The organism is Streptomyces thermoalcalitolerans (assembly GCF_039525155.1).
GTDB lineage: Bacteria > Actinomycetota > Actinomycetes > Streptomycetales > Streptomycetaceae > Streptomyces > Streptomyces thermovulgaris.
The window spans coordinates 1-24,311 of sequence record NZ_BAAAHG010000070.1; the positions used below are offsets into that span (position 1 = coordinate 1).

Below are 24,311 nucleotides of genomic sequence, written 5' to 3' on the forward strand. Positions count from 1 at the left end.
CAGGTTCCCGATGATCCGGGTGATCGGGTCCCAGGACATGTCCACCAGCTGCGCGGGCCTGCGCCCCGCCGCACGAGCCTCCGTCGTCGTCATGTCGGTCTGGTCCTCACTCCTCCGTCAGGCGCGCCAGTGCGGGTCGTACCCGCTGGTCAGCTCGGGTCGGTTGTGACGCCACTTCGGTTCCTTGTTGACGGCCATGCTGGTGATGGCGCGCATGCGCCGGATGAAGGCGCCGTAGGGCCTGATCAGGCTGGACGACAGGCTGCCGCCGGTGGGCTCGTCCATGAACGGCATGAAGGTGTCGGGGAAGCCGGGCATGGTGCAGCCGATGCAGATGCCGCCCACGTTGGGGCAGCCGCCGAGGCCTCCCATCCAGCCCCTCTTGGGTACGTTGCAGTTCACCACGGGGCCCCAACAACCCACCTTCACCTGACACTTGGGTGAGTTGTAGTCCTTGGCGAAGTCGGCCTGCTCGTAGTAGGCGGCGCGGTCGCAGCCCTCGTGGACCGTCTTGCCGAACAGCCACTGCGGGCGCAGCATCTCGTCCAGCGGCGGGGGCGGTGCGGAGCCCGCGGCGTGGTAGAGCAGCCAGGTCAGGGTCTCCATGAAGTTCTCCGGCTGGATGGGGCAGCCGGGGACGTTGACGATGGGCAGGGCGCCCTGCGACCTGAAGTCCCAGCCGAGGTAGTCGGCCAGGCCCATGGAGCCGGTGGGGTTGCCGGCCATCGCGTGGATGCCGCCGTACGTGGCGCAGGTGCCGGCCGCGACGACCGCCCAGGCCTTGGGGGCGAGCCGGTCGATCCACCAGTTGAGGGTGAGCGGCTCACCCGTCTTCAGGTCGTTGCCGAAGGAGGTCCAGTAGCCGTCGCCCTCGATGATGTTCTGGTTGGGGATCGAGCCCTCGATGACGAGGATGAACGGGGAGAGTTCCCCGGCCGCCGCGGCCCGGAAGGGGACGAGGAAGTCCTCGCCGCCCAGGCTCGGCGAGAGCACCTTGTTGTACAGGTGCGCCTTCGGCAGCCCGGGAATCAGCCCGAGCACGATGTCCTCGATCGCCGGCTGGCCCGACGCCGTCATGGAGACGGTGTCGCCGTCGCAGCTCATGCCCTCGGAGATCCAGAGGATGTGGATCTCGTCGAAACCGGCCTGTTCCCGGGCGCCCTCGGGTTCCCGGCTGACTTCGGTGGTACCACTGGCGGTGGTCATGTGCTCGGCCTCCCATGGAGACGGTCACGGAGTCGGTCGTAGGCGGCGGCCACCGGCCCGAGCACGGCGAGCGCGGGAGGCTGGTCGGGGGCGTTCGGGTGGGGCCGGGTGGGAGCGGTCCGCCGGGCCCGGTCGAGGAGCCGGCCGAGCTCGTCCAGCTTCTCCTGGGAGACACGGTCGCGGAGTGCGGGCATCGTCTCGCCCTCCTCCTCGCGGATGTGCTCGTCGATCTCCTGCTTGAGCTCGGCCACGAGGCCGGCCTCGCGCTCGTCCCCGGAGGGCAGCCTGTCGAGGGCGAACAGCAGCTTCTTGACGGCCATGTGCTCGCTCAGATGCTCGTCGATCTTCTGCTCGCCGTCGGGAAGCACCTTCTTGGCCAGGGGGTAGAGCATCATTTCCTCGAGCGCCGCGTGCTGGGACAGCTCGCGGATCATCAGCTCGACCACGGCGCGCCGCTGGGTCCGGGAGGCCGCGGCACGGTAGTCACGGAACAGTTGCTCCACCCTGCGGTGGTCGTGCTTCAACAACTCGATGGCGTCCATCGCGCCTTCCTCGTCCGGGGCGGTGACCTGCGGCGGAGCCGGTGCGGTGGGTGCCGCCGGCCTGCCGGCCGGCTGCGCGGCCGGCACGGACGACGCCCCTCACGGGAAGGTCATCCGTCGCCCTCCAGGTTTGCCCCGCCCCTCGGCGGACGCCTCCTGTGAAGGGTCAGTGGAGTGAACGGCGAGAGCCGTCCGGAGCAGCTCCGTGCCCGGAAGGTCCAAGGCGGTCGGGCGGCGCCGCCAACCGCCGCCGCGTCACAGCTCGTTCTCCGGCCAGCCCAGCAGACGCGCACCGATCGTGGCGGTCTGGAGCGTGTAGCGGTGCATGGGGTCGGCGGGGTCGGCGCCGGTCAGTTTGCGGATGCGCTCCAGGCGGTAGGTGAAGGCGCGCACGCTGAGGTTGAGGCGGCGCGCGGCCTCGGCGGCCGTGCAGCCGGCCTCGAAGTAGGCGGTCAGGGTGTCCAGGAGCGGCTGGGCCCCGCCGCGGGCGGTCTCCAGCGGCCCCAGGGTGTCGCGGACCAGGTCGGCCATGGCCTGCCGGTCGCGGGTCAGGACGGGATAGACCAGAAGGTCCGCGGCGCGCAGGACGGGCTCCTCCAGCTCGAGCCGGTCGGCGAGTTCCAGCGCGTTGAGGGCCTCCTCGTAGGAGCGGACCACTCCCCCGGCGCCGGGATGGGTGCGTCCGATGGCGACCCGGCCGCCGTCGGTGGCGGCGTACGCCTGTTTGGCGAAGAACGTCAGGACGTCCTCCTGGTCGCCCGGGGCGATGCACACGAGCCGGCCGTCCTTGGTGGTCAGCAGGATGCGGCGCTCACCGAACCGGGTGAACAGCGTGGTCTCGACATGCCGGGTGGCCGGATGGGTGTCGTCGACGGGCTGGGCGCCCTGGGCGACCGCCACCGCGTGCGCGCGTGAGAACAGCAGCCCGTAACGCTCGGCGCGTTCGGCCAGCCGCCCCAGGTCGCTGCGGCCGTAGAGCAGGTCGTCGATGAACTCCCGGCGGTCGGCCTCCTCCTGGCGCATGGCGAGCCGCTGGGCCCGTTCATGGCCCTCGGCGAACGCGTCGACGGCCTGCTCGACGGCGGCGAGGACCAGGTCGGTCCCGGCGGCCGTCAGCGTGGGGGCGACGGCCCTGGCCTCGGCCAGGTGCCGGAGGATGAGTGCGCGCAGGCTGCGCCCGGCCTCCGCGGCCCGTTCCCCCTGGGCGCGCAACAGGTTCAGCTCGTCCCGGGTCAGACGGCGGCCGGTGGCACAGACATCGGCCAGGATCCGGGTGTATCCCGCCAGGTACTCGTCGGGGAGCTCCGCCTCTGTCACACACCCTCCCCAGATCTTGACGCGTCCTTGACGAAATCTTGACGTACCACGGATGCGGTTGACAAATGGCCGAGCACGCTCCGTGAAGGGGGTCGGCCGAGGCGCCACACACGATAAAAATCACATCAGAAGGTGCTAATTCAGACATTTAAGGGAAATCGGCGCTTAGGACCACAACAACACACTCGTAATCTCATGGAGAGGAGACGGCAGCGATGTCGTATCCGCAACGCTCCGCCACCGGCTCCACCACCGGAACCGGAATGACCTCGCACCCCGAGATGGCCGAGATGCGGGAGCGCCTGGAGCGGACGGCCTCCAGCGGCCGGGCCATGGTCGTCGAGGGGCTCATCGTCCTGGCCGGCCTCTACGTGGCCATCTCGCCCTGGGTCGTGCACTTCGCGCTGCAGCGCAACATCACGATCAACAACCTGATCATCGGTCTCACCATCGCCCTGATCGGGGCCGGTCTCACCTTGGTTCCGGAGCGCACCTACCGCCTCGCGTGGATCCTCGCCCCGCTCGGCCTCTGGCTGCTGATCTCCCCCTGGGTCGTGACCCAGACCCACAGCGCACGCGCGGGCATCATCTGGAACAACTGCTGGATGGGCGCCCTGGTGGCCCTGCTGGGGCTCGCCGCCACGGCACTGACGCTCGGAGCCGCCCGCCACGGCCACGCCTCCCACCGGTGATGCCGTCGGCCCCCTACTGACACATCCGTCACGACAGCGGGTCGTACCGCCCTGATGCGGCGGTACGACCCGCTTGTCATGATCAACATCTCGTGTGGTTAGCATATGAGCGCCACTCTGCTCGAAAGATAGAGCAGCCCAGCTCGAAAGATCTCGAAAGATAGATCCGTGACTGTCAACGACGACTCGTTCACCAACTGGAAGAACCGCGAGGAGATCGCGGAGTCGATGATCCCGATGATCGGGAAACTGCACCGGGAGCGGGACGTCACCGTCCTGATTCACAGTCGTTCTCTGGTGAACAAGTCGGTGGTGAGCATCCTCAAGGCCCACCGGTTCGCCCGGCAGATCACCGGTGAGGAGCTGTCCGTCACCGAGACGCTTCCGTTCCTGAAGGCGCTCACCACACTGGATCTCGGGCCGTCCCAGATCGACCTCGGCCTGCTCGTCGCGGCGTACCGCGACGACAACCGCGGCCTGTCGGTGGAGGAGTTCACCGCCGAGGCCGTCGCCGGCGCCACCGGCGCCAACAAGATCGAGCGCCGTGAGGGGCGCGATGTCGTCCTGTACGGCTTCGGGCGCATCGGCCGGCTCCTGGCCCGTCTGCTCATCGAGAAGGCCGGCTCCGGCAACGGCCTGCGGCTGCGCGCCATCGTCGTCCGCAGAGGCAGCGGCCGGGCCTCCGAGGACCTGGTCAAGCGTGCCTCGCTGCTGCGCCGCGACTCCATCCACGGCCAGTTCCAGGGCACCATCACCGTCGACGAGGAGAACAGCACGATCCTCGCCAACGGCAACAGGATCAAGGTGATCTACGCCGACGACCCGGCGTCGGTGGACTACACGGCGTACGGCATCAAGAACGCCATCCTCATCGACAACACCGGCAAGTGGCGCGACCGCGAGGGCCTGTCCCAGCACCTGCGCCCCGGCATCGACAAGGTCGTCCTGACCGCGCCGGGCAAGGGCGACGTCCCCAACATCGTCCACGGCGTCAACCACGACACCATCAAGCCGGACGAGCGGATTCTGTCCTGCGCCTCCTGCACCACCAACGCGATCGTCCCGCCGCTGAAGGCGATGGACGACGAGTACGGCGTGCTGCGCGGTCACGTGGAGACCGTCCACTCGTTCACCAACGACCAGAACCTGCTGGACAACTACCACAAGGCCGACCGCCGCGGACGCTCCGCGCCGCTCAACATGGTCATCACCGAGACCGGTGCCGCCTCCGCCGTGTCCAAGGCGCTGCCCGACCTCAAGGCGAAGATCACCGGCAGCTCGATCCGCGTTCCCGTGCCGGACGTCTCGATCGCCATCCTCAACCTGCAGCTGGCGCGCGAGACCACCCGGGAGGAGGTCCTGGACTACCTCCGCAAGGTGTCGCTGACCTCCCCGCTCAAGCGGCAGATCGACTTCACCAGCGCCCCCGACGCGGTCTCCAGCGACTTCATCGGCTCGCGCCACGCCTCCATCGTGGACGCCGGCGCCACCAAGGTCGACGGCGACAACGCGATCCTCTACCTGTGGTACGACAACGAGTTCGGCTACTCCTGCCAGGTCATCCGGGTCGTGCAGTACGTCTCCGGGGTGGAGTACCCGACCTATCCGGCACCGGCGTCCTGAGCCGGCCCATCGCCCGGACGTCCGGCGGCCGGCCGCTCCCCGCGGCCGCCCCCCCCCCCCCCCCCCGCCCCCCCCGCCGTCCTGTTCCGCTCCCCGGCCGGTTCCGGCGGAACACGGCATGTGAGACTGCGCGCATGATTCGTCCCGCGACCCCTGCCGACGTCCCTGTCATCCACACCCTGATCCGTGAGCTCGCCGAGTACGAGAAAGCGCTCGACGAGGCCCGGGCGACGCCCGAGCAGCTGGCCGAGGCGCTGTTCGGCGAGCACCCGGCGGTGTTCGCGCACCTGGCGGAGGACGCCGGCGGCGACGTGGTGGGCTTCGCCCTGTGGTTCCTCAGCTTCTCCACCTGGCGCGGAGTGCACGGCATCCACCTGGAGGACCTCTACGTCCGCCCGGAGGCCCGCGGCAACGGCCACGGCCGGGCGCTGCTGAGGGAACTGGCCCGCCTGTGCGTCGCCCGCGGCTATGCGCGCCTGGAGTGGTCGGTCCTGAACTGGAACGAGCCGGCGATCGGCTTCTACGAGTCCCTGGGCGCCCGCCCGCAGGACGAGTGGACGGTGTACCGGCTCACCGACGAACCGCTGAAGGCGCTGGCGGCGGAGGCATGACCGGCTCTCCCCGCGCACGGCACACGGCCCGTTCTCCCGCGCGGCACACGGCTTGTTCTCCCCCGTGGCACCGGCCCGTGTCTCCCCGAGCGGCGGGAGACCGCCACCGATGGCAGGATGTGCCCGTAGGAGGTCCTGCCCGTGGACGAGAGCGAGAACATGGGCGTCAGCGGTGCGGCCGACCACACGTATCCGGGCGATCCGTTCGACATCAAGACCTCAGCGGTGGCGATCATCGACGCCGAGGGGCTGATCGCCTACTGGAGCCGGGGAGCCCAGGACCTGCTCGGCTATCCGGCTGATGATGTCGTACAGCGTCCGGCCCGGCTGCTGTGGCCCGGCCGCATCCCGACCGCCATGGTTTCCCGGCTGCGCCGGATCGACCGCGCAGGGGACGCGGTGATCGCCGTCCGCCACCGTGCGGGCCACACCGTCCGGCTCGCCGTCCGTGTGTGCCCGCTGCTCGCCGCGGGCGGCTCGCGCGACTGGCTCGTCCTCGCCTGCGACGTCGCCGACCGGCACCGGCACGAGTGGTACGAGGCGGTCGTGCAGGGCCTGCTCGAACAGTCCCCCATCGGGGTCGCGGCGCTGGACACCCGGCTGCGGTACCGCTGGGTGAACCGCGCCCTGGCCGGAGTGGAGGGACATCCGGTGGACACCGAGAGCAGCAGCGCCGCGGCCGGCGACGTCGTGACGGAGACGTCGCCGGTCGTCACCCGGCACGCCCGGCAGACCCTGATCTCCGGGCAGTCCCAGGTCACCATCGAGCATGTGTCGCCCCGGCGCGGTCCCCCGCGCTCCCGGCTGCGGTCGTTCTTCCCGCTGCGCGACGGCACGGGCCGGACGCTGGGCATCTGCTACGCCGCCCTGGACGTCACCGCCCAGGATCCGTCGCGCGAGCGGCTGCTGCTGCTGAACACGGCCAGTGAGCACATCGGGACCACGCTGGACCTCGACCGGACGGTCCAGGAGCTGGCGGAGGTCGTCGTCCCGCGGATCGCCGACTTCGTGGCCATCGACCTTCTGGACGTGGTGCAGACGGAACAGGGCCCGCCCGCCACCTCCATACTCCGTCCGGCCGTCCTGCGGCACTCGGCCCACCTGTCGATCCAGGAGGACCACCCCCGGGTGCTCGCCGGGGTCGGCGAGGCCGTCCACTACCCCAGCGGGTCTCCGCAGCAGCTCTGCCTGGCCACCGGAAAGGCCGTCCGCCAGGCCATCGGTCCGTCGACACCCTGGCTCGCCGACGCCCCCCTGCAGTGGACGGGGACGGACCGGTTCGACGCGCACACGCATCTGGTCGTGCCGCTGCGGGCCCGCGGCATCACGATGGGCGTGGTGACCCTGCTGCGCTGGAAGAATCCCGACGCGTTCACCGAGGACGACCAGCTGCTGGTGGAGGACGTGGTGGCGCGGGCCGCCGTGTGCGTCGACAACGCCCGGCGCTTCGCCCGGGAGCACCAGGCGGCGCTCACTCTCCAGACCAGCCTGCTGCCGTCCGCCCTGCCCCGGCTCAGTGCCGTCGAGGTGGCCTACCGCTATCTGCCGGCCGACACCGACTCGGGGGTGGGCGGGGACTGGTTCGACGTCATCCCGCTCTCCGGTGCCCGGGTCGCCCTGGTGGTGGGCGACGTGATCGGCCACGGTCTGCACGCGGCGGCCTCCATGGGGCGGCTGCGGGCCGCCGTACAGACCCTGGCCGACCTGGACCTGTCCCCGGACGAGCTGCTGGCCCACGTCGACGACCTGGTCGTGCGTCTGTCGGAGGAGGCGGAGGCGTCTGACGAGGGACCGACGGCGGTCGGCGCGACCTGCGTGTACGTCGTCTACGACCCCGTCTCCGGCACCATGGCCGTGGCCCGGGCCGGACACCCCAGTCCCGCGATCGCCCATCTGAACGAGCCCGTGGAGTTCCCCGACATCCCCACCGGCCCGCTCCTCGGCATCGGCGGACTGCCGTTCGAGTCGGTCGAGATGCAGCTGGAGGAGGGCAGCGTCATCGCGCTCTACACCGACGGTCTCATCAGTGCCTCGGACCAGGACGTCGACGTCGGCCTGGAACGGCTCTGCTTCACCCTGGCCCACCCCGACCGGCCGCTGGAGGAGATCTGCGACACCATGGTCCGCATCCTGCTGCCGGACCGGCCGCGCGACGACGTCGCCTTCCTCGTCGCCCGCACGCACATCCTGAGCCACGACCGCGTGGCGTCCTGGGAGGTGCCCGTCGAGCCGTCGGCCGTGCACAAGGTGCGCGACGACGTCAGCCACCAGCTGTCCCTGTGGGGGCTCGAGGAGGCGTCCTTCACCACGGAACTGATCGTCAGCGAACTGGTCACCAACGCCATCCGGCACGCCTGCGGCCCGATCGGCCTGCGTCTCATCCACGAGCGCGTCCTGATCTGCGAGGTCTCCGACGGCGGCAGCACCTCCCCGCACCTCAGGCGCGCGCGCACCACGGACGAGGGAGGGCGGGGCCTGTTCCTGGTCGCCCAGCTCGCCCAGCGCTGGGGCACCCGGTACACGGGCTCCGGCAAGACGATCTGGACGGAACAGCCCCTGCCCAGCCAGGCCCCGGCGTTCCCGCGTCCTGCCTCACCGGCCTCCTGAGCCGCGCTCCCGGGAGAAGGTGCCGGACCTGCCGTTCGCCCGACGGGGAGGCGAGGTGTTAGAACGGAGGGCATGGGCTCCTGTCCCCGCTGGTTCCCGCGGGGCGCGCAACCGCCGGCCGGCGACCGGCGGCGGACTGCTCCGGCCCGCCGCCGTCCGGGGGCGCGGAGGGCACGGAGCCCTGGGAAGCGGGGTCTGAAGCGGAGCCTTCCGCCGTCCCGGTGGCTCGGCACGGTCGCCGCACAGATCTTCCTGCTCCAGCTGGTCGTCGTCCTGGTGCTCGCCGCGGCGGGAGCCGCGGCCGTGGTGCTGCAGCGGCAGTACGACAGCGAGCTCAGGGCCAAGGAGCAGGCACTGGCCGCCGCCGAGGTCTTCGCCCGGGCGCCCGGTACGGCGCTCGCCCTGGAGTCGCCCGATCCATCGGTCTTTCTGCGCACCCCGGCCAGGAAGGCACGGCTGAGCTCCGGCGTCGACTCCCTCTCCGTGCTGACCTCTCAGGGACGCCCCGTGACCGACGCGGGACCGGGGCCGGCCGACGTGCCGCCCCAAAAGATCGGCCGGGCACTGGCGGGCAGGACGTTCACCGAGACCCTCCACGGCGGACCGGCCGGCTCCGTGCGTGCGGTGGTGCCCGTCATCGGTGCGGACCGGAACGTGGTCGGTGTCGTCACCGCGGGCGTCGGGGTCCACGGCCCGGGCCGCATGATGGACCAGCAGGTCCCGATGGTCCTGAACGCCGCCGTCCTGGCCGCGGTGCTGGCGGTCGGGGGCACCTTCCTCGTCGGCCGGCGGCTGCGCCGCCAGACCCGCGGTCTGGGTCCGGCCGAGATGGCCCGCATGTACGAGCACCACGACGCGGTGCTGCACGCGGTGCGCGAGGGCGTGCTGATCGTCGACGCCGACGGCCGGGTCCTGCTCGCCAACGACGAGGCCCGCCGGCTGCTGGACCTCCCGGAGGACACCGACCGCGACCGGCGGCACGTCACGGACCTGGGTCTGGGGCCGGGCATGACACGGCTGCTGGAGTCGGGAGCGGCCGTCTCCGACGCGGTGTTCCCGGCCGGTGACCGGCTGCTGGCGGTCAACACCCGCCGCACCGCGCCGTACGGCAGCGCGCCGGGCCCCGGGGCCTTCCGGGGGCGGGGTCTCCCGTCCGCGCTGCGGCGTCTGGCACGGCGTCTCGCCGGGGCGCCCGCGTCGTCCGAGCCGCCCAGGTCGTCCAAGTCGTCCAAGTCGTCCGCGTACGCCCACGGCCCTCCGCCCCGGACGCCGCGGCGCCCGCTCTCCGGGCGGACGACGGGACACCCGGGGCGGACCCTGGTGGCCAGCTTCCGGGACACCACGGAGCTGCGGGCCCTGTCCGGCCGGGCCGAGGCGGCACGGGAACGGCTGACCCTGCTGTACGAGGCCGGGATGCGGATCGGCACCAGGCTCGACGTACGGCGCACCGCCCGGGAACTCGCCGAGGTGGCGGTCCCGCGGGTGGCGGACGTCGTCAGCGTGGAACTGCTGGAGTCCGTGCTGCACGGCGAGGAACCCACCGGAGCGGTGAACCGGATGCGCCGTGTCGCGCTGCGCGGGATCGTGACGTCCGTCCCGCTGCAGCCGGTGGGCTACCTGATCCGGTTCAGGGTGGCCGGCACCCCGATGGCGGCCGCGTTGCGGCGCGGGAAGGCGGTGCGGGTGCCGGACCTGTACGCCGCGGAGGACTGGCGGGCACAGGACCCGAAGGAGGCGCGCCGGGTGCTGGCCCACGGCCTCCACTCGCTGATCACGGTGCCGCTCCGGGCACAGGGCATGACCCTCGGCATGGTCAGCTTCTGGCGGGGGTCCGGCTCTGCGCGGTTCGAGGAGGAGGACGCCGCGGTCGCCGAGGAGCTGGTGGCCCGGGCGGCCGTCGCGATCGACAACGCACGCCGGTACTCCCGCGAGCACGCGATGTCCGTGGCGCTCCAGCACAGTCTGCTCCCCCGGGACCTGCCGGAGCAGGACGCGCTGGAGCCGGCGTGGCGGTATCTGCCGGCGCGGTCCGGCGTGGGCGGCGACTGGTTCGACGTCATCCCCCTGCCCGGCTTCCGGGTGGCGCTGGTGGTCGGCGACGTGGTGGGGCACGGACTGCACGCGGCGGTGACGATGGGCCGGCTGCGGACGGCGGTGCTGAACTTCTCGTCCCTGGACCTGCCCCCGGACGAACTGCTCGCCCGTCTGGACGAGACGGTGACGCGGCTGGACGCGCAGACCGCGGGTGCCGACGGCGAGGTGTCCCCCGTCACCGGGGCCACCTGTCTGTACGCCGTCTACGACCCGGTGGGCGGGCACTGCACGGTCTCCCGCGCGGGGCACCTCGCACCGGCCGTGGTGGATCCCGAGGGGCGGGTGACCTTCCCCGATCTGCCCCTGTCACCGCCGCTGGGGGTGGGCGGGGTGCCGTTCGAGACCGGTGAGCTGACCCTGCCGGAGGGCAGTCGGCTGGTGCTGTTCACCGACGGCCTGGTGGAGAACCGCGGACGGGACATCGACGAGGGGCTGGCGATGCTCGGCGCGGCCGTCGCACACGCGGGCCGGACCCCGGAGGAGACCTGCCGGGACCTGGTGGAGGCGATGCTGCCGGAGCATCCGGGCGACGACGTGGCCCTGCTCGTCGCCCGGACGCGGCTGCTCGCCCCGTCCCGGGTCGCGGTCTGGGAGGTGCCGTTCGACGCGGCGGAGGTCTCCGAGGTGCGCACGGAGGCGGCCGCCCGGCTGCACGGCTGGGGGCTGGAGGAGTCCGCGTTCGCCGTGGAGCTGGTCCTCAGCGAGCTTGTGTCCAACGCCGTCCGGTACGGCGCCCCGCCCGTCCGGGTGAGGATGCTGCTGGGCCGCAGTCTGATCTGCGAGGTGTCGGACGGCAGCAGCACCTCACCGCATCTGCGGCGCGCGGCGGCCACCGACGAGGGCGGCCGCGGTCTGTTCCTGGTCTCGCGGTTCGCGCGGCGCTGGGGCACGCGCTACGGGGCGCACGGGAAGGTGATCTGGGCGGAACTGAGCCCGGGCGGCCTCCCGGGGCCGGCCTCCGAGGCGCTGCTCGACACCCTGACCTGGTGAGCACAGACCTGGTGAGCGCACCGGCGCGACAAAAGCCCTGAAGATGCCGAATCCACGTGCGGTCGGTAACGGAGATACATCCTCCATCTGACGCTAAGTCACATTACTGAACCGTAACCTTCCAACCGCTACCCGCGGTAACCGGTGGCCACGTACGTTCGGCTTCAACCACTTCGTATGTGGCCTCACCGAGGAGGTTCCGCATGCCCGCACGCAGACGCCTGCTCGCCGTCGCGGTCGCCACCGCCGCCTGCCTCGGCGTCCAGGCTCTCCCGGCCACCGCGGCCACCGGACCGGCCGAGGTGGTCTCCCGGGGCGTCAGGATTCCCGCCTTCTACACCCCGCCCGCCGGGCTTCCGGAGGCCGACGGCACCCTGATCCGCAGCGAACCGCTTCCGCTCGCCCTCAGCCTGCCCGGCCTGCACGGTCCTCTGCCGGGCCGGGCCACGCGCCTGATGTACAAGTCGACCGACTCCACCGGCCGGCCGGTGGCCGTCACCGGCGCCTACATCGAACCGACGGCCCGCTGGAAGGGCACCGGGCCACGTCCCCTGGTCGTCGTCGCACCGGGCACCCTGGGACAGGGCGACCAGTGCGCGGCCTCCCTGGGCCTGGAACGTCCGATCCTGTTCAACGGCCGCACCCTGTCGGTCGGCTACGAGAACCTGTCGATCTACCGGCTGCTGGCCCGGGGCACCGCCGTGGTGGTCACCGACTACGTCGGCCTGGGCACCACCGACCGGCTGCACACCTACGTCAACCGCGTCGACGGGGCCCACGCCGTCCTCGACGCGGCCCGCGCCGCCCGCTTTGTCGCCGGCGCGTCCGTCACCCCGGCCTCCCCCGTCGGCCTGTTCGGCTACAGCCAGGGAGGCGGCGCCGTCGCGGCCGCCGCCGAACTGCAGCCCGACTACGCCCCCGACGTCCCCCTCGCCGGCACCTACGCCGGTGCGCCGCCCGCCGACCTGACCGAGGTCACCCGGGCCGTCGACGGCAGTGAACTGGCCGGCGCCCTGGGCTGGTCCCTGAACGGCTTCCTCCAGTCCGATCCCGAGCTCCAGCCGATCGCCGACGCGCACCTCAACGCCGCGGGCAAGGCCGCCCTGGCCGATCTGTCGACCATGTGCGCGGGCGACGCGCTCTTCTCGTACGGCTTCGCCCGCAGCACCGGATGGACCACCGACGGCCGGTCCGTCAGCGAGATCATCCGTGCCACACCCGCACTCCAGGACTTCCTCGACAAACAGCGCATCGGCCGCCTGAAGCCGGCCGGCCCGGTGCGTCTGGCCACCGGGGTCAGCGACAACCTCGTTCCGCACGCCCAGGCGCGGCAGCTCGCCGCCGACTGGTGCGCCAAGGGCGCCGACGTCACCTACAAGGCGGTCCATCTGCCCCCTCTCGGCAGCGCTCTGATCAACCACTTCACCCCGCTGCTCGTCGACCACGGCGCCGCCGTGTCCTGGCTGACCGACCGCCTCGCCGGCAAGCCGGCCACCTCCAACTGCGCGACGGTGCCCTCCCGGTCCTGACCCGCACCACCCGGTCCGGCCGCTCCGTCACCGGCGGGGCGGCTCCCGGTGCCACGCGAGCCGGGCACCACGCCGGGCTCCGCGGCGCCCTGCCCGGTTCCGCGGAACCGGGCAGGGCGCCGCCGGTCGCGGACCGAGGGGCCGAGCGGACTGCGCTCGCACGTCCCGCTGCCACGGTGCACTGTGGTATGCGTGAGTTCCTGGCAGGCGCGGTTTCTTGTTCGTGCGCAGCCGGGACAGGTGAGTCCCCTGCTGCTGATCCCGGTCGCGCTCATCGTCCTCATCACCGTGTCCAGCATCGTGGTGCCGTCCGACATTGTGCTCGGCCCGCTGCTGGTGATCGCCCCCGCGATCACCGCATGGTTCTCGGGCCCGTGGACGACGGGGATCATCGGCGCGGTCTCGGTGGCGGCCCAGGCGTTCGCGGGCTGGTGGCTGGGGGAACTGTCCTCACGGAACATGATCGTGCAGCTGATCGCTCTCGCGCTGCTCACCCTGCTGATCATGGCCCTGAGCGTGGTCCGCGGCCACTGTGCGCGCGAACTGGCGCAGGTGCGGTCGGTGGCCGAGGCCGCTCAGCGAGTGCTGCTGTGGCCCCTGCCGAGCCGGCTGGGCGGCCTGCGGCTCGCCTCCCTCTATCTGGCCTCCGAGGACGAGGCGTCGATCGGCGGCGATCTGTACGCCGCCGCCCGCGCCCACGGCGGGGCCCGGGTGATGATCGGGGACGTACGCGGCAAGGGTCTGCCGGCCATCGGCGAGGCGGCCCTGCTGCTCGGCGCGTTCCGCGAGGCCGCGCACCGCCACGCCACCCTGCCCGCGCTGGCCGCCTCCCTGGAGGAGAGCATGGCCCGCCACCTCGCCGACTTCGAACCGGAGGAGGAGGCGGGGGAACGCTTCGTCACCGTGCTGCTGCTGGAGATACCGGACGACGAGCCGGTCGTCCGGATGACCAGCTGCGGTCATGTGGCACCGCTGCTGCTCGGCCCGGACGGAAGGATCACGGTGCCGGACCTCGCCCCCGCCCCGCCGCTCGGGATCGGTCTGACCGACCCGGACGGCCCCGCCGTCGAGGTGCTGCCCTTCGGCGAGGACGACACCCTGGTCCTCTACACCGACGGTGCCGTCGAGTCCCGTGACCGCACCGGCGCCTTCTATCCGCTGACCGAGCGGATCACCCAGTGGGCCGGGTGCTCCCCGGAAACCCTGCTCCACCACATCCAGTGCGACCTGCTCGCCCACACCGGCGAGCGCCTCGACGACGACATCGCCCTCATCGCGATCCACCGTGTCCCCGCACCGTCCGGCCGCCGCTTCGGCCTCGGCCTCCAGCCCGGCCCCTCCTCCGCCGAGGGCACCAGCCCGTCGAGGTCTCTCTGACCCCTGCCGCGCCGGCCCCGCACGGGGGGACCCGGCATCCCGCCGGATTCAGAAACGGCGGTGCTGAATCCGATGAAGGACAGTGGTTGGACTTCAGGATCACTCGGAAGCAAAGGTGGGGGGCGTCCCCCCGGGCCCGGGGGGACGCCGTACCGCATCACCCGGAGACCACCTGATGACCTACGTCGCAGATCCTGAGCGTTACCACGGCACCATGCTCTACCGGCGCACCGGCCGCTCGGGGCTCGACCTGCCCGTTCTGTCCCTGGGCTACTGGCACAACTTCGGTGACAACCGGCCGTTCGAGACCCAGCGCGAGATCGCCCTGCGCGCCTTCGACCTCGGTATCACCCACCACGACCTGGCGAACAACTACGGCCCGCCCTACGGCTCGGCGGAAATCAACTTCGGCCGGCTGATGAAGCAGGACCTCGCGCCGTACCGGGACGAGCTGGTGATCTCCACCAAGGCGGGCTGGGACATGTGGCCCGGTCCCTACGGCCAGGGCGGCGGTTCCCGCAAGTACCTGCTCGCCTCGCTCGACCAGTCGCTGAAGCGCATGGGCCTGGACTACGTGGACATCTTCTACTCCCACCGGCTGGACGCGAGCACGCCGCTGGAGGAGACGATGGGCGCGCTGGACACCGCCGTGCGCCAGGGCAAGGCCCTGTACGTCGGCATCTCCTCCTACGACACCGAGCGCACCCGGCAGGCCGTCGCCATCCTGCGCAACCTGGGCACCCCGCTGCTGATCCACCAGCCGTCGTACAACATGTTCAACCGCTGGATCGAGACCGAGGGGCTGCTGGAGGCCGCCGAGGAGGAGGGCTTCGGCGTCATCGGCTTCACCGCACTGGCCCAGGGGCTGCTGACCGACCGTTACCTGAACGGCATCCCCGAGGACTCGCGGGCCGCACAGGGCACCTCGTTCGACACCGCCTGGCTGTCCGACGAGATGCTGGGGCGGCTGCGGGCCCTGAACGACATCGCGGCCCGCCGCGGGCAGACCCTCGCCCAGATGGCCCTCGCCTGGGCGCTGCGCGACCAGCGCGTCACCTCCCTGGTCATCGGCGCCTCCCGTGTGGAACAGCTGGAGCAGAACGTGGCCGCGCTGAAGAACCTCGACTTCAGCGACGAGGAGCTGACCGAGATCGACAAGTACGCCACCGACGGCGACGTCGATCTGTGGCGGGCGGCCCGCGCCGGGGAAATCGGCTGATCCGCACCGGCCGGTCGTGCATCCCCTGTCGCGGGGTACTCGCCGCATACCGGGAGCCCGCGGCGGGGCAGCCGTCCCGCCGGGGCCGGTCAGCGAGATCAGGAGGCGCGGATGAGCACGGTCAGGGAAACGGTGGAGGTCGGCGTCCCCGTCCACACCGCCTACAACCAGTGGACGCAGTTCGAGGAGTTCCCGAACTTCATGGAGGGGGTCGAGGAGGTCAGGCAGATCGACGACCGCCACAACCACTGGACCACCAGGATCGGCGGTGTCACACGGGAGTTCGACACCGAGATCGTCGACCAGCTGCCCGACGAGCGCATCACCTGGCGCAGCACCACGGGCGACACCCGGCAAAGGGGCACGGTCCGCTTCGAGCCCGTGGACGACACGCACACCCGGGTGGAGCTCGTCATGGACGTCGAGCCCAGCGGAGTCGTGGAGAAGACCGGCGACATGCTGGGCATGATCGACCGGCGCATCAAGGGCGACATGAGGCGCTTCAAGCAGTACATCGAGCAGCGCGGCGACGAGACCGGATCCTGGCGGGGCCGTGTCCGGCCCGGGGACGCCGGCCCCTCGCACTGAGTCCCGCCGCACACGCCCCGCACCGCGCCCCGGCCGTCCCGAGGAACACCCCGGGAACCGGCCGGGGCGCTCTCGTGCGCGCCGGCCCGCCCGGCGGGACCCGTCCGGCATCCCGGCGGGCCGCGCGGTGACCGGGTGACCCGGGGCGCCCGCACCGGGTGACCCGAGGCCTCCGGGGAAGGCATGGGGCGACCGCCGGCGGCGAGAGGAAGCGCAGGATGACGACCGCGGACACGACACGTCCCGTCCCGGCCCCGCTCCGCACCGGCCGGGGGTACGGGCCCGGCCGGTGTGCCTGGACATCGCGGTCGCCGTGCACGCGCTGGTCGCCCAGGCCCTGTACGGCGGCTTCCTCGTCGGTGTCCACGCACCCGTGGAGCACGTCCGGCAGGGGGCGGAGATCATGTACTACGGCGGCGGCCTCGCCGAACTGCTGCCGGCCGCCGCGCCGGTGACCACCTGGCGTCCGGAACGTCCCTCCCCCGGCGGTCCGGCCGGCCACCGCGGCTCCGCTCCGGTGCCCCCGTCCTCCGCTCGCGGGACCCGCCGGTCCGGGCGGGCGCTCCCCGGACGGGTTCTCCCCGGGCGGGCGGTCCCGCACCACCCGGCTCCGTCCGTCTCCGACATGCCCTTTTCCCGGGCAATGCCACAATGGACCGGTGCGGCGCAGCACGCTGGTGGTCTTGGCCAAGCCAGCCGGGAGTTTCCTGTGAACAAGCCGCCCGAGTGTTTCCCCGAAGGCCGCCGTCCGCGGCCGGGACGTCTCCTGCCGCGCTCCTTCGGGCCGTCCGCTCCCCCGCCCCGATGCCACCGGAGCCCGCGATGAGGTGGCCAGGCCGCCGTACCGGCGAGGACACGCGTGCGGCGCGGAACCCGTCGGCGCAGCAGCTGGTGCCCGCGCCGCCCCTGTGGCTGCGCTGGCTTCCGGCCCTGTACGTCGCGGTGGTCCTCATCGTGGAACCGGTCACCCCGGTGCAGTGGCCCGTGAGCTTTGTGCTCACCGCGCTCCCGATGGTCGCCGCCTTCGCCCACGGTCCGGTCGCCGTCGCCGCCATCACGGTGTTCGCCGTCATGTTCGAGGGCGTTCTGGCCGGCACCCCGTGCTGCGCGGGCCGGCCGGTGGACTACATGTGGGACCGCCACTACGTGGCCAACTACGTGTGCACCTTCCTGATCGGCGTCCTCGGCACCTTCCTGTCGATGCACCGCACCCGCCGGGAGCGCACCCTCGCCACGGTGCGCTCCGTGGCGGAGACCGCGCAACGGGTCCTGCTGCGGCCGGTGCCCCACCGTCTCGGCCAGGTCTCCGTGGAGACCCTGTATCTGTCCGCGGCCGCCGAGGCGCAGATCGGCGGCGACCTGTACGAGGCGGTGCCGACGGCGCACGGAGTGCGCCTGCTCATAGGCGACGTCCGCGGCAAGGGACTGGTCGCCGTCGAGACGGCCGCGACGATGCTCGGCGCCTTCCGCGAGGCCGCCCACGAGGAGCCCGATCTGGCCGGTCTGGCCCGGCGGATGGAGCGGAGCATGAGCCGCCATGCCCAGCAGGTCACCGGCGACGCGGCGGAACGCTTCGTGACGGCGCTGTTCGCGGAGATTCCCGACACGGAGCCCGTGGTCCGCATCGTCAACTGCGGTCATCCACCGCCGCTGCTCATCGGCCACGGCAAGGTCACCGAGCTGGAGGCGACCGATCCCTCGCCGCCCATCAATATCGGCGGACTGGTCTGCAGCGGCTACCACGTGGACGTCGAGCCCTTCCGGCCCGGTGACCAGCTGCTGCTGTACACCGACGGCATCACCGAGACCCGCGACCGGACCGGCGCCCTCTACCCGCTGGTCGAGCGTGTCCGCTCCTGGGGGGACCTTCCGCCCGGCGAGCTTCTGGAACGGCTGCACGCGGACCTGCTCGACTACAGCGGCGGCCGGCTGGAGGACGACATCGCCGCACTCGCCGCCTACCGCCTGCCCGAGGAGCCCCGTCCCTGACGGAGCGGTGTCACTCGGGCAGGCCGTCGGTCCCGGAGGCGCCACGGGGTGCGTCGGGTCCGGGAGGAAGCGCCAGATGGGCGAGATCCTCGGGCCGCGGAGTGGTCACCGGCCAGAGCGGGGCGGGCACTCCGTCGGCGACCGCCGCCGGGGCGTCGGTGAGGTTCAGACGGTCGCGCAGCCGGCCGTAGAAGTCCATCGGGCCCAGCCGGACGACCCGCAGCCGGCGCCGGGCCGCGTACACGCCGATCCAGTCGCCGGGGTCGAGGACCCCGCGCAGCTGGCCGTCGATGCTGACGGCGGCCTGGCCGGAGCGTTCGAGGACGCGCAGGGCGACGGGCTCGTCCGGTGCGGCCACGACCGACCGGTCGAACACCATGTGCGGGGCGACCGGGGTGAAGACGAGGGCGTCCACACGGGGCGAGACGACCGGGCCGCCGGCGGCGAAGCTGTAGGCCGTCGAGCCGGTCGGGGTGGCGACCAGCAGCGCGTCGGCCGAGTAGGACGCCAGGAGTTGGCCCGCGAGGTAGACCCCGACGAAGATCTGCCGGTCCCGTGCCAGCTTCTCCAGGACGATGTCGTTCAGCGCGGTGACATGCAGCGCGACGCCCCAGTCGCCGTCGGCCTCGCAGTCGGTGCGCACCCGTGGCGGCGGCAGCATCGGGCGGCGGCCGTAGCGCATCAGCTCCTCGATGCCGGCGGGCACCTCCAGGCGGCGCGAGGCGCGCAGGGTGAGCAGCATCCGGCTCTCCACGGTGAGGCGGCCCTCGGCGACGGCGTCCAGCGCGGAGCGCACGAGCGGGGCCGGAACCTCGGTGAGGAAGCCGACCCGGCCGAGGTCGACGCCCAGCACGAGGGCGTCGTTCACGGCGGCCAGCCGGGCGCCACGCAGAAAGGTCCCGTCCCCGCCCAGCGTGACGATGAGATCGGGATCGCCCGCGGCCTCGACCTCCTCCCGGGAGCTGCGCCGGCCCGTGCCGCCCCACACGTCGATGTCCGCACAGCCGACGCCGTGCTCCTCGCACCACTGACGCACCGTCCGCCCGGCGGCCACGGCCTCGTCGCGCCCGCTGTGGACGACCAGGCCGACACGGCGCACCGTCATCTCTGCCTCCGGGACGGCTCGCGGACGCGCGGACACCCTTTTCACCGGCTGGCGCGTTTCACCGGCCGGCGTGCGCCCACCCGGAACGCCACGCCTCCGGACGGCTCCGCACGCTCCGGGACGGGGACGGACCGTACCGGGTTCCCCTCCTTCGGACAGGGAAACACCGGTGTCCACGAGGCGTTTTTCCGGAAAAGAGGGGCAGACGGTGGTTCGGAGGTCGATCACCATGGTGCCCTTGCTGCTTGTTCTTCTGCTCGCCCTGATCCTCTTCGGTGCCGGGTTCGCCCTGAAGGCGCTGTGGTGGATCGCGATCATCGTGTTCGTGGTATGGCTGCTCGGCTTCGTCGTACGGGCCGGGGACGGCGGCCGAAGGAGCCGCTGGTACCGCTGGTGACGGCCGCGCCGGGGGCCGTTCGCCACGTCAGGAGCCGTTCGCCCGTCTCCCGCTCCCCCAGCCGTGTCTCCCCTCGGCCATGCCGGCGGGACGCCCGGTGGGGCGGTTCTCCGCGGGCCCGGCTCTTCGGCGGCGCGACCGGACGACACGCACCCGAAAGCGGCGGCCCACCGGCGTAGGCTACGGAACCGACCCGATGGGCACTCCCGGTGAGGACGAGTCACGACGATGCAGAAGATCTCTCTCGAGGCCCGTGTACGCGAGCATCTCGAACGGGCCGCGGAGTCCTCGGCCGGCCGCAGCGCGGAGACCGTCTACGGCGGCCATGAACACACCCTGCGCCAGACCCTCCTCACCTTGCGTGCCGGCACGTCCCTGGCCGAGCACGACAGCCCCGGCGAGGCGACCGTGCTGGTGCTGCGCGGACGGGTGCGGCTGCGCAGCGGCGACTCCTCCTGGGAGGGCATGACGGGCGACCTGCTCATCGTGCCCCAGGCCCGGCACAGCCTGGAGGCCCTCGAGGACGCCGCGGTCCTGCTCACGGTCTCCAAGAAGCCCTGACGCGGGTTCCCGGGCCGTCATCGGGGCGCCGCCGTCCCCCCGGTCGGCGTAATGTGGGCTCTGCCGGGCCCGGGCAGTGACCGGGGTCGGATCTGCCGGGAGGTGCTCCATGCCGGATGATCCACAACGGCCGAAGACGCGGGAGACCGCCGGGCACGCGCACGCCCCCTTCGGGGAGAACGACCGCCCTTCGGGCATCGACGCCTTCGAGGAGCTCAGCCTCCGGATACGGCAGCTGTCCCTCGAGCGGCGCCGGCTGGGCCGCTTGCTCCAGGCGGTGGTGACCATCAGCGCCGACATGGACCCCCGCGCCGTCCTGCGACACCTGGTGGAAGCGGGCGCCGATCTCACCGGCGCGCGCTACGGCGCCCTGGGCGTGCTCGGGGAGGACGGCACGTTCGTCGACCTGATCACCACCGGGGTCGACGCCGGGCCGCTGCTGGCCGAACGCGGTATTCCGCAGACCCACGGGCTGCTGGGCCGGCTGATCTCGCGGCCCGAGCCCCTGCGGGTCGACGACATCCGCACGGACTCCCGCGCGGTGGGCTTCCCGCCCGGTCACCCGGTCATGACCAGCCTGCTGGGAGTCCCCCTGACGGTGCGCGGTGTCGTGTACGGCAACCTCTATCTGGCCGACAAGGAGGACGGAACGCCCTTCACCGACGCCGACGAGACCCTGCTGACCGCCCTGGCCAGCGCCGCGAGCATCAGCATCGAGAACGCCCGTCTGTACGAGCGTCTGAAGCGGGCCGCCGAGCAGTTCCAGCGCCGTCTGCTGCCGGTGCTGCCCGATCTGTCGCCCCTGCGGGTGGAGGCCCGCTACCAGCCCGCCTCCGACCTCCCCCGGCTCGGCGGGGACTGGTACGACGCCTTCGGCCTCCCCGACACAACGGTCCTGGTCGTCGTCGGCGACGTGACCGGCCACGATGTGGAGGCGGCACCGCAGATGGGGCAGATCCGCAACATGCTGCGGGTGCTGGCCTTCGACCGGTGCGGGCCGCCCAGCCTGATCGTGAGCCGGCTCGACCGGGCGCTGACCGCGTTCGGCGACTCGTCTGCGGCCACGTTGCTCCTGGCCCGGATCGAACAGCGGCCGGACGCCGGGCACGTCCTGTGCTGGACCAATGCCGGGCATCCGCCACCGCTGCTGGTCACCGCCGACGGCACCGTCCGCTGCCTGGCTCCCGAGGCGCACGGCATCCCGGTCGGTGTGGACCCGAGCATGCCCCGTCCCGACCACACCCACCCCCTCCCCCCGGAGAGCACCCTGCTGCTGTACACCGACGGTCTGATCGAGCGCCGTGACCGGGGCATCGACGCGGGTCTGCGGGACCTGGCCGATCATGCCTCCGCCCTGGCCACCGCCCCCTTGGGCCCGCTGTGCGATGCGCTGATCGGCCGCCCGGACGCGTACAACGACGACGTCGCCCTGCTGGCCCTGCGCGTGCCCCGTCCGCCGGCCTGAGACACCGGCCTGGAACCCTGAGAGACACCGGCCCGGCACAAGGGGCGCGCCGCGGGTCCGGATGCCGTCCCGACGGGCCGCACAAGCCGCGGGCGGGGCCGGGCCGGATCCGCTCACGGTCCGGTGCGCGGTTCCTCCCGCGGACCCGTGTCCCGGTCCGACAGGGGCCAGACGTACGGCAGTCCGGGCGGCACCCCGGGGAACAGCGGGGCGTACCGGTCCGGGTCCTTGCGCACCAGTGCCGAGCGATGGCTGCGGTGCAGGGCCTCGTCGCCGAGCCAGGGCGGCAGCTCGCCGGCCGCCGCCAGCTCGGCCTGGCCGCGTATCGCCGTGCCGGGACGGGCCGCGGCGAAATCGGCGACGAGCGTGGCCGCGCAGCTGTCCCGGTGGCCGTACTCCCGCCAGACCCGGCAGACGTCCAGTCCGTAGCGCGCCAGCGCCTCCTCGTAGCCGGTCCACATGCGCACGGCCGGATGCCGCCGCCAGGCGTAGCCGGGAACCGTCAGACCACGCAGCACCTGCACCGCCTCGACCCGCTGTTTGCCCAGCCGGCGACGGTCCAGCACCCGCGCGGACTCGAGGAAGTCGGGATACGGCAGGAACGTCTGCACGGCGCCTCCGGGATGCGTCCGGTCGTTCTCCGGGTTCCCCTGGACGGCTCAACGGCACTGGGCCGGAGGGGGCCGGGGGCGCGTGAGCGGTGTGCCCGTGGTGGAAGGAATGGCGCACCTGCGAATCGGGAGGAGGCGCCGAATGCCGGATGCTGTGGTCGAGGGTGCCGTGGACGACGCCGCCGTGCACGACGGCCCCGGCGGATCGTCCTTCGAGCAGTTGAGCGCGGTGGCCGACGCCGTCCTCTACGAGGGCTATCTGCTCTACCCCTACCGCCGTTCGTCCGCCAAGAACCGGGTCCGCTGGCAGTTCGGTGTGCTGCTGCCGCGGAACTGGGTGGAGCGCGACGGCCCCGTCCCGGTCGGTGTCGCCGGCTCCGCCGACTCCTGGTACCAGCAGACCGAGTGCCTGGTGCGGGTCCGCGACGCCGGTGCCGTCGTACGGGCGAGGGTGCGCTATCTGCAGATGCAGCACAAGCAGGTGGAAAAGGCCGGCCGGGACGGCCGGTATCACGCCGTCGAGTCGCTGCGGACCGGTGACGGCACGGCGCATCTGACGTTCGACGAGGCGGTGCCGCGCGAGACGGACCTCGTCGTTCCGCTCGACGATCTGCTGCGGCGGGAGCACGGCGCCCCGGTGGGGGCGGCGGCCGGCGAGGAGAGCGAGCCGCTGCCCGGGGGCGCCGGGCGGGTCGTCCGGCGGCGCGAGGAGGTCCGGGCGCGCACCACGCTCACGGCCGAACGTCTCGGCGAGGGCCTGGTCCGGCTCCGGGTGCGCACCGAGAACACGGGGCAGGCGGCGGATCCGTGCGCCGCGCGCGACGAGGCGCTGCGCCAGGCGCTCATCGCCACTCACACGCTCATCGGCGGCACGGGCGTGGAGTTCGTCTCGCTGATCGATCCGCCCGCCGGTCTGCTGGAGCACGTCCAGGGCTGCCGCAACGCGTTCGTCTTCCCCGTGCTCGGCGGTGAACCGCCGTCCGGGCAGGAGGGCGGCGGCACCGCGCCCTTGCTGCTCTCCGCACCGATCATCCTTCCCGACCATCCGCGGATCGCGCCCGAGAGCCCCGGCGACCTGTACGACGCCGGGGAGATCGACGAGCTTCTGACGCTGCGCACACTGCTTCTGACGGACGAGGAGAAGCAGGAGGCGCGCGCCACCGACCCGCGTGCCGCCGAGATCCTCGACCGGGTGGAGAACATGCCTCCGGAGGTCTTCTCCCGGCTGCACGGCGCCATCCGGTCACTGGCTCCCGCCGCTCCGGCTCCTTCGGCCTCTCCGGCTGCTCCGTCGTCCGGTCCCGGCGCCTCCGCCGCGGGCGACGGCCCTGCGGCCGAGCGGCCCGTGTGGTGGCGGGAGGGCGGTGACGACGGCCTCTCCCCCACCACCGACCCGGTGCTCGTGGACGGCGTGCCGGTGCGCGGCGGCAGCCGTGTCCGGCTGCGTCCGCGGGGCCGGGGCACCGACGCCCAGGACATGTTCCTGGCCGGGCGCACCGCGCGGGTCGCCGCGCTCTTCCACGACGTGGACGGCAGCGTGCACCTCGCCGTCACCCTCGACGACGACCCCGCGGCCGAACTGCACGGCTGGTACGGCCGCTTCCACCACTTCCGGCCCGACGAACTCGAACCGCTCGAGCCCCCGGCCGCGGCAGATCACCCACAGACCGACAACAGCGAGGGACAGCAGACGACATGACGACGACGGAGGCTCGTGCGGCGGGGCGCAGGCCCGCGCAGCTGGTGGACATGTCCTGGGACCCGATCACCCGGATCATCGGGAACCTG

General features: G+C 72.3%; 19 protein-coding genes. 14 read left to right on the plus strand and 5 right to left on the minus strand.

Features of this window, described 5'->3' with window-relative positions; genetic code table 11:
* Positions 1-117: 117 nt before the first annotated feature.
* The 3 genes from ABD224_RS26545 to ABD224_RS26555 form a co-directional block, all read right to left on the minus strand.
* Entirely contained in the window at positions 118-1,206 is a 1,089-nt protein-coding gene (locus ABD224_RS26545; protein WP_344054317.1) for an NADH-quinone oxidoreductase subunit B family protein, read from the minus strand.
* On the minus strand, positions 1,203-1,835 hold the full coding sequence (locus tag ABD224_RS26550) for a hemerythrin domain-containing protein (protein WP_344054319.1): 633 nt from the start codon (positions 1,833-1,835) through the stop codon (positions 1,203-1,205). Before ABD224_RS26550 ends, ABD224_RS26545 begins: the two co-directional genes overlap by 4 nt.
* 168 nt (positions 1,836-2,003) lie before the next feature.
* Positions 2,004-3,065, minus strand: coding sequence for a PucR family transcriptional regulator (locus ABD224_RS26555; RefSeq protein WP_344054321.1), 1,062 nt, complete (start codon positions 3,063-3,065; stop codon positions 2,004-2,006).
* A 215-nt stretch (positions 3,066-3,280) separates the two neighbouring features.
* Between ABD224_RS26555 and ABD224_RS26560 the strand changes: the two genes are divergently transcribed.
* From ABD224_RS26560 to ABD224_RS26605, 10 genes are all read left to right on the plus strand, one after another.
* A complete protein-coding gene (locus tag ABD224_RS26560) occupies positions 3,281-3,757 on the plus strand; it encodes an SPW repeat protein (protein ID WP_344054323.1) in 477 nt (158 codons plus the stop codon).
* 168 nt (positions 3,758-3,925) lie between these two features.
* Complete coding sequence (locus tag ABD224_RS26565; protein ID WP_344054325.1) at positions 3,926-5,380, plus strand: glyceraldehyde-3-phosphate dehydrogenase; 1,455 nt, start codon at positions 3,926-3,928, stop codon at positions 5,378-5,380.
* Between the two features lie 134 nt (positions 5,381-5,514).
* A complete protein-coding gene (locus ABD224_RS26570) occupies positions 5,515-5,991 on the plus strand; it encodes a GNAT family N-acetyltransferase (RefSeq protein ID WP_344054327.1) in 477 nt (158 codons plus the stop codon).
* Between the two features lie 141 nt (positions 5,992-6,132).
* Positions 6,133-8,598, plus strand: coding sequence for a SpoIIE family protein phosphatase (locus ABD224_RS26575; RefSeq protein ID WP_344054329.1), 2,466 nt, complete (start codon positions 6,133-6,135; stop codon positions 8,596-8,598).
* A gap of 72 nt (positions 8,599-8,670) precedes the next feature.
* Positions 8,671-11,682, plus strand: coding sequence for a SpoIIE family protein phosphatase (locus tag ABD224_RS26580; RefSeq protein ID WP_344054331.1), 3,012 nt, complete (start codon positions 8,671-8,673; stop codon positions 11,680-11,682).
* 203 nt (positions 11,683-11,885) lie between these two features.
* Positions 11,886-13,211 carry a lipase family protein gene (locus tag ABD224_RS26585; protein ID WP_344054333.1) on the plus strand — a complete coding sequence of 442 codons (1,326 nt, stop codon included), beginning with the start codon at positions 11,886-11,888 and terminating at the stop codon, positions 13,209-13,211.
* A 192-nt stretch (positions 13,212-13,403) separates the two neighbouring features.
* Positions 13,404-14,588, plus strand: a complete 1,185-nt coding sequence (locus ABD224_RS26590; protein ID WP_344054335.1) for a PP2C family protein-serine/threonine phosphatase — start codon at positions 13,404-13,406, stop codon at positions 14,586-14,588.
* A 175-nt stretch (positions 14,589-14,763) separates the two neighbouring features.
* Positions 14,764-15,807, plus strand: a complete 1,044-nt coding sequence (gene mgrA / locus ABD224_RS26595; protein WP_344054337.1) for an L-glyceraldehyde 3-phosphate reductase — start codon at positions 14,764-14,766, stop codon at positions 15,805-15,807.
* A 111-nt stretch (positions 15,808-15,918) separates the two neighbouring features.
* Positions 15,919-16,395, plus strand: coding sequence for an SRPBCC family protein (locus ABD224_RS26600; RefSeq protein WP_344054340.1), 477 nt, complete (start codon positions 15,919-15,921; stop codon positions 16,393-16,395).
* Between the two features lie 822 nt (positions 16,396-17,217).
* Complete coding sequence (locus tag ABD224_RS26605) at positions 17,218-18,384, plus strand: PP2C family protein-serine/threonine phosphatase (RefSeq protein ID WP_344054342.1); 1,167 nt, start codon at positions 17,218-17,220, stop codon at positions 18,382-18,384.
* 10 nt (positions 18,385-18,394) lie between these two features.
* Here the strand turns inward: ABD224_RS26605 and ABD224_RS26610 are convergent, their stop codons facing one another.
* The gene (locus tag ABD224_RS26610; RefSeq protein WP_344054344.1) at positions 18,395-19,489 is read right to left on the minus strand and encodes an NAD(+)/NADH kinase; all 1,095 of its coding nucleotides are present in this window, start codon (positions 19,487-19,489) and stop codon (positions 18,395-18,397) included.
* 229 nt (positions 19,490-19,718) lie between these two features.
* On the opposite strand from ABD224_RS26610, the gene ABD224_RS26615 reads away from it, so the two are divergent.
* From ABD224_RS26615 to ABD224_RS26625, 3 genes are all read left to right on the plus strand, one after another.
* The gene (locus tag ABD224_RS26615; protein WP_344054346.1) at positions 19,719-19,886 is read left to right on the plus strand and encodes a hydrophobic protein; all 168 of its coding nucleotides are present in this window, start codon (positions 19,719-19,721) and stop codon (positions 19,884-19,886) included.
* 228 nt (positions 19,887-20,114) lie between these two features.
* Complete coding sequence (locus ABD224_RS26620; protein WP_344054348.1) at positions 20,115-20,447, plus strand: cupin domain-containing protein; 333 nt, start codon at positions 20,115-20,117, stop codon at positions 20,445-20,447.
* A 109-nt stretch (positions 20,448-20,556) separates the two neighbouring features.
* Positions 20,557-21,912, plus strand: a complete 1,356-nt coding sequence (locus ABD224_RS26625; protein WP_344054350.1) for a PP2C family protein-serine/threonine phosphatase — start codon at positions 20,557-20,559, stop codon at positions 21,910-21,912.
* A 113-nt stretch (positions 21,913-22,025) separates the two neighbouring features.
* Here ABD224_RS26625 and ABD224_RS26630 read toward each other — a convergent pair whose 3' ends face one another.
* On the minus strand, positions 22,026-22,523 hold the full coding sequence (locus tag ABD224_RS26630; protein ID WP_344054352.1) for an MSMEG_6728 family protein: 498 nt from the start codon (positions 22,521-22,523) through the stop codon (positions 22,026-22,028).
* A 142-nt stretch (positions 22,524-22,665) separates the two neighbouring features.
* Between ABD224_RS26630 and ABD224_RS26635 the strand changes: the two genes are divergently transcribed.
* On the plus strand, positions 22,666-24,222 hold the full coding sequence (locus tag ABD224_RS26635) for a hypothetical protein (protein WP_344054354.1): 1,557 nt from the start codon (positions 22,666-22,668) through the stop codon (positions 24,220-24,222).
* Positions 24,223-24,311: the final 89 nt, after the last annotated feature.

Excerpts from the sequence above, each read along its gene's own strand:
- ABD224_RS26545 (WP_344054317.1), bottom strand. The coding sequence starts at position 1,206 with ATGACCACCGCCAGTGGTACCACCGAAGTCAGCCGGGAACCCGAGGGC.
- ABD224_RS26560 (WP_344054323.1), top strand. The coding sequence starts at position 3,281 with ATGTCGTATCCGCAACGCTCCGCCACCGGCTCCACCACCGGAACCGGA.
- ABD224_RS26570 (WP_344054327.1), top strand. The coding sequence starts at position 5,515 with ATGATTCGTCCCGCGACCCCTGCCGACGTCCCTGTCATCCACACCCTG.
- ABD224_RS26580 (WP_344054331.1), top strand. The coding sequence starts at position 8,671 with ATGGGCTCCTGTCCCCGCTGGTTCCCGCGGGGCGCGCAACCGCCGGCC.
- ABD224_RS26585 (WP_344054333.1), top strand. The coding sequence starts at position 11,886 with ATGCCCGCACGCAGACGCCTGCTCGCCGTCGCGGTCGCCACCGCCGCC.
- mgrA (WP_344054337.1), top strand. The coding sequence starts at position 14,764 with ATGACCTACGTCGCAGATCCTGAGCGTTACCACGGCACCATGCTCTAC.
- ABD224_RS26600 (WP_344054340.1), top strand. The coding sequence starts at position 15,919 with ATGAGCACGGTCAGGGAAACGGTGGAGGTCGGCGTCCCCGTCCACACC.
- ABD224_RS26605 (WP_344054342.1), top strand. The coding sequence starts at position 17,218 with ATGAGGTGGCCAGGCCGCCGTACCGGCGAGGACACGCGTGCGGCGCGG.
- ABD224_RS26610 (WP_344054344.1), bottom strand. The coding sequence starts at position 19,489 with ATGACGGTGCGCCGTGTCGGCCTGGTCGTCCACAGCGGGCGCGACGAG.
- ABD224_RS26615 (WP_344054346.1), top strand. The coding sequence starts at position 19,719 with ATGGTGCCCTTGCTGCTTGTTCTTCTGCTCGCCCTGATCCTCTTCGGT.
- ABD224_RS26620 (WP_344054348.1), top strand. The coding sequence starts at position 20,115 with ATGCAGAAGATCTCTCTCGAGGCCCGTGTACGCGAGCATCTCGAACGG.
- ABD224_RS26625 (WP_344054350.1), top strand. The coding sequence starts at position 20,557 with ATGCCGGATGATCCACAACGGCCGAAGACGCGGGAGACCGCCGGGCAC.
- ABD224_RS26635 (WP_344054354.1), top strand. The coding sequence starts at position 22,666 with ATGCCGGATGCTGTGGTCGAGGGTGCCGTGGACGACGCCGCCGTGCAC.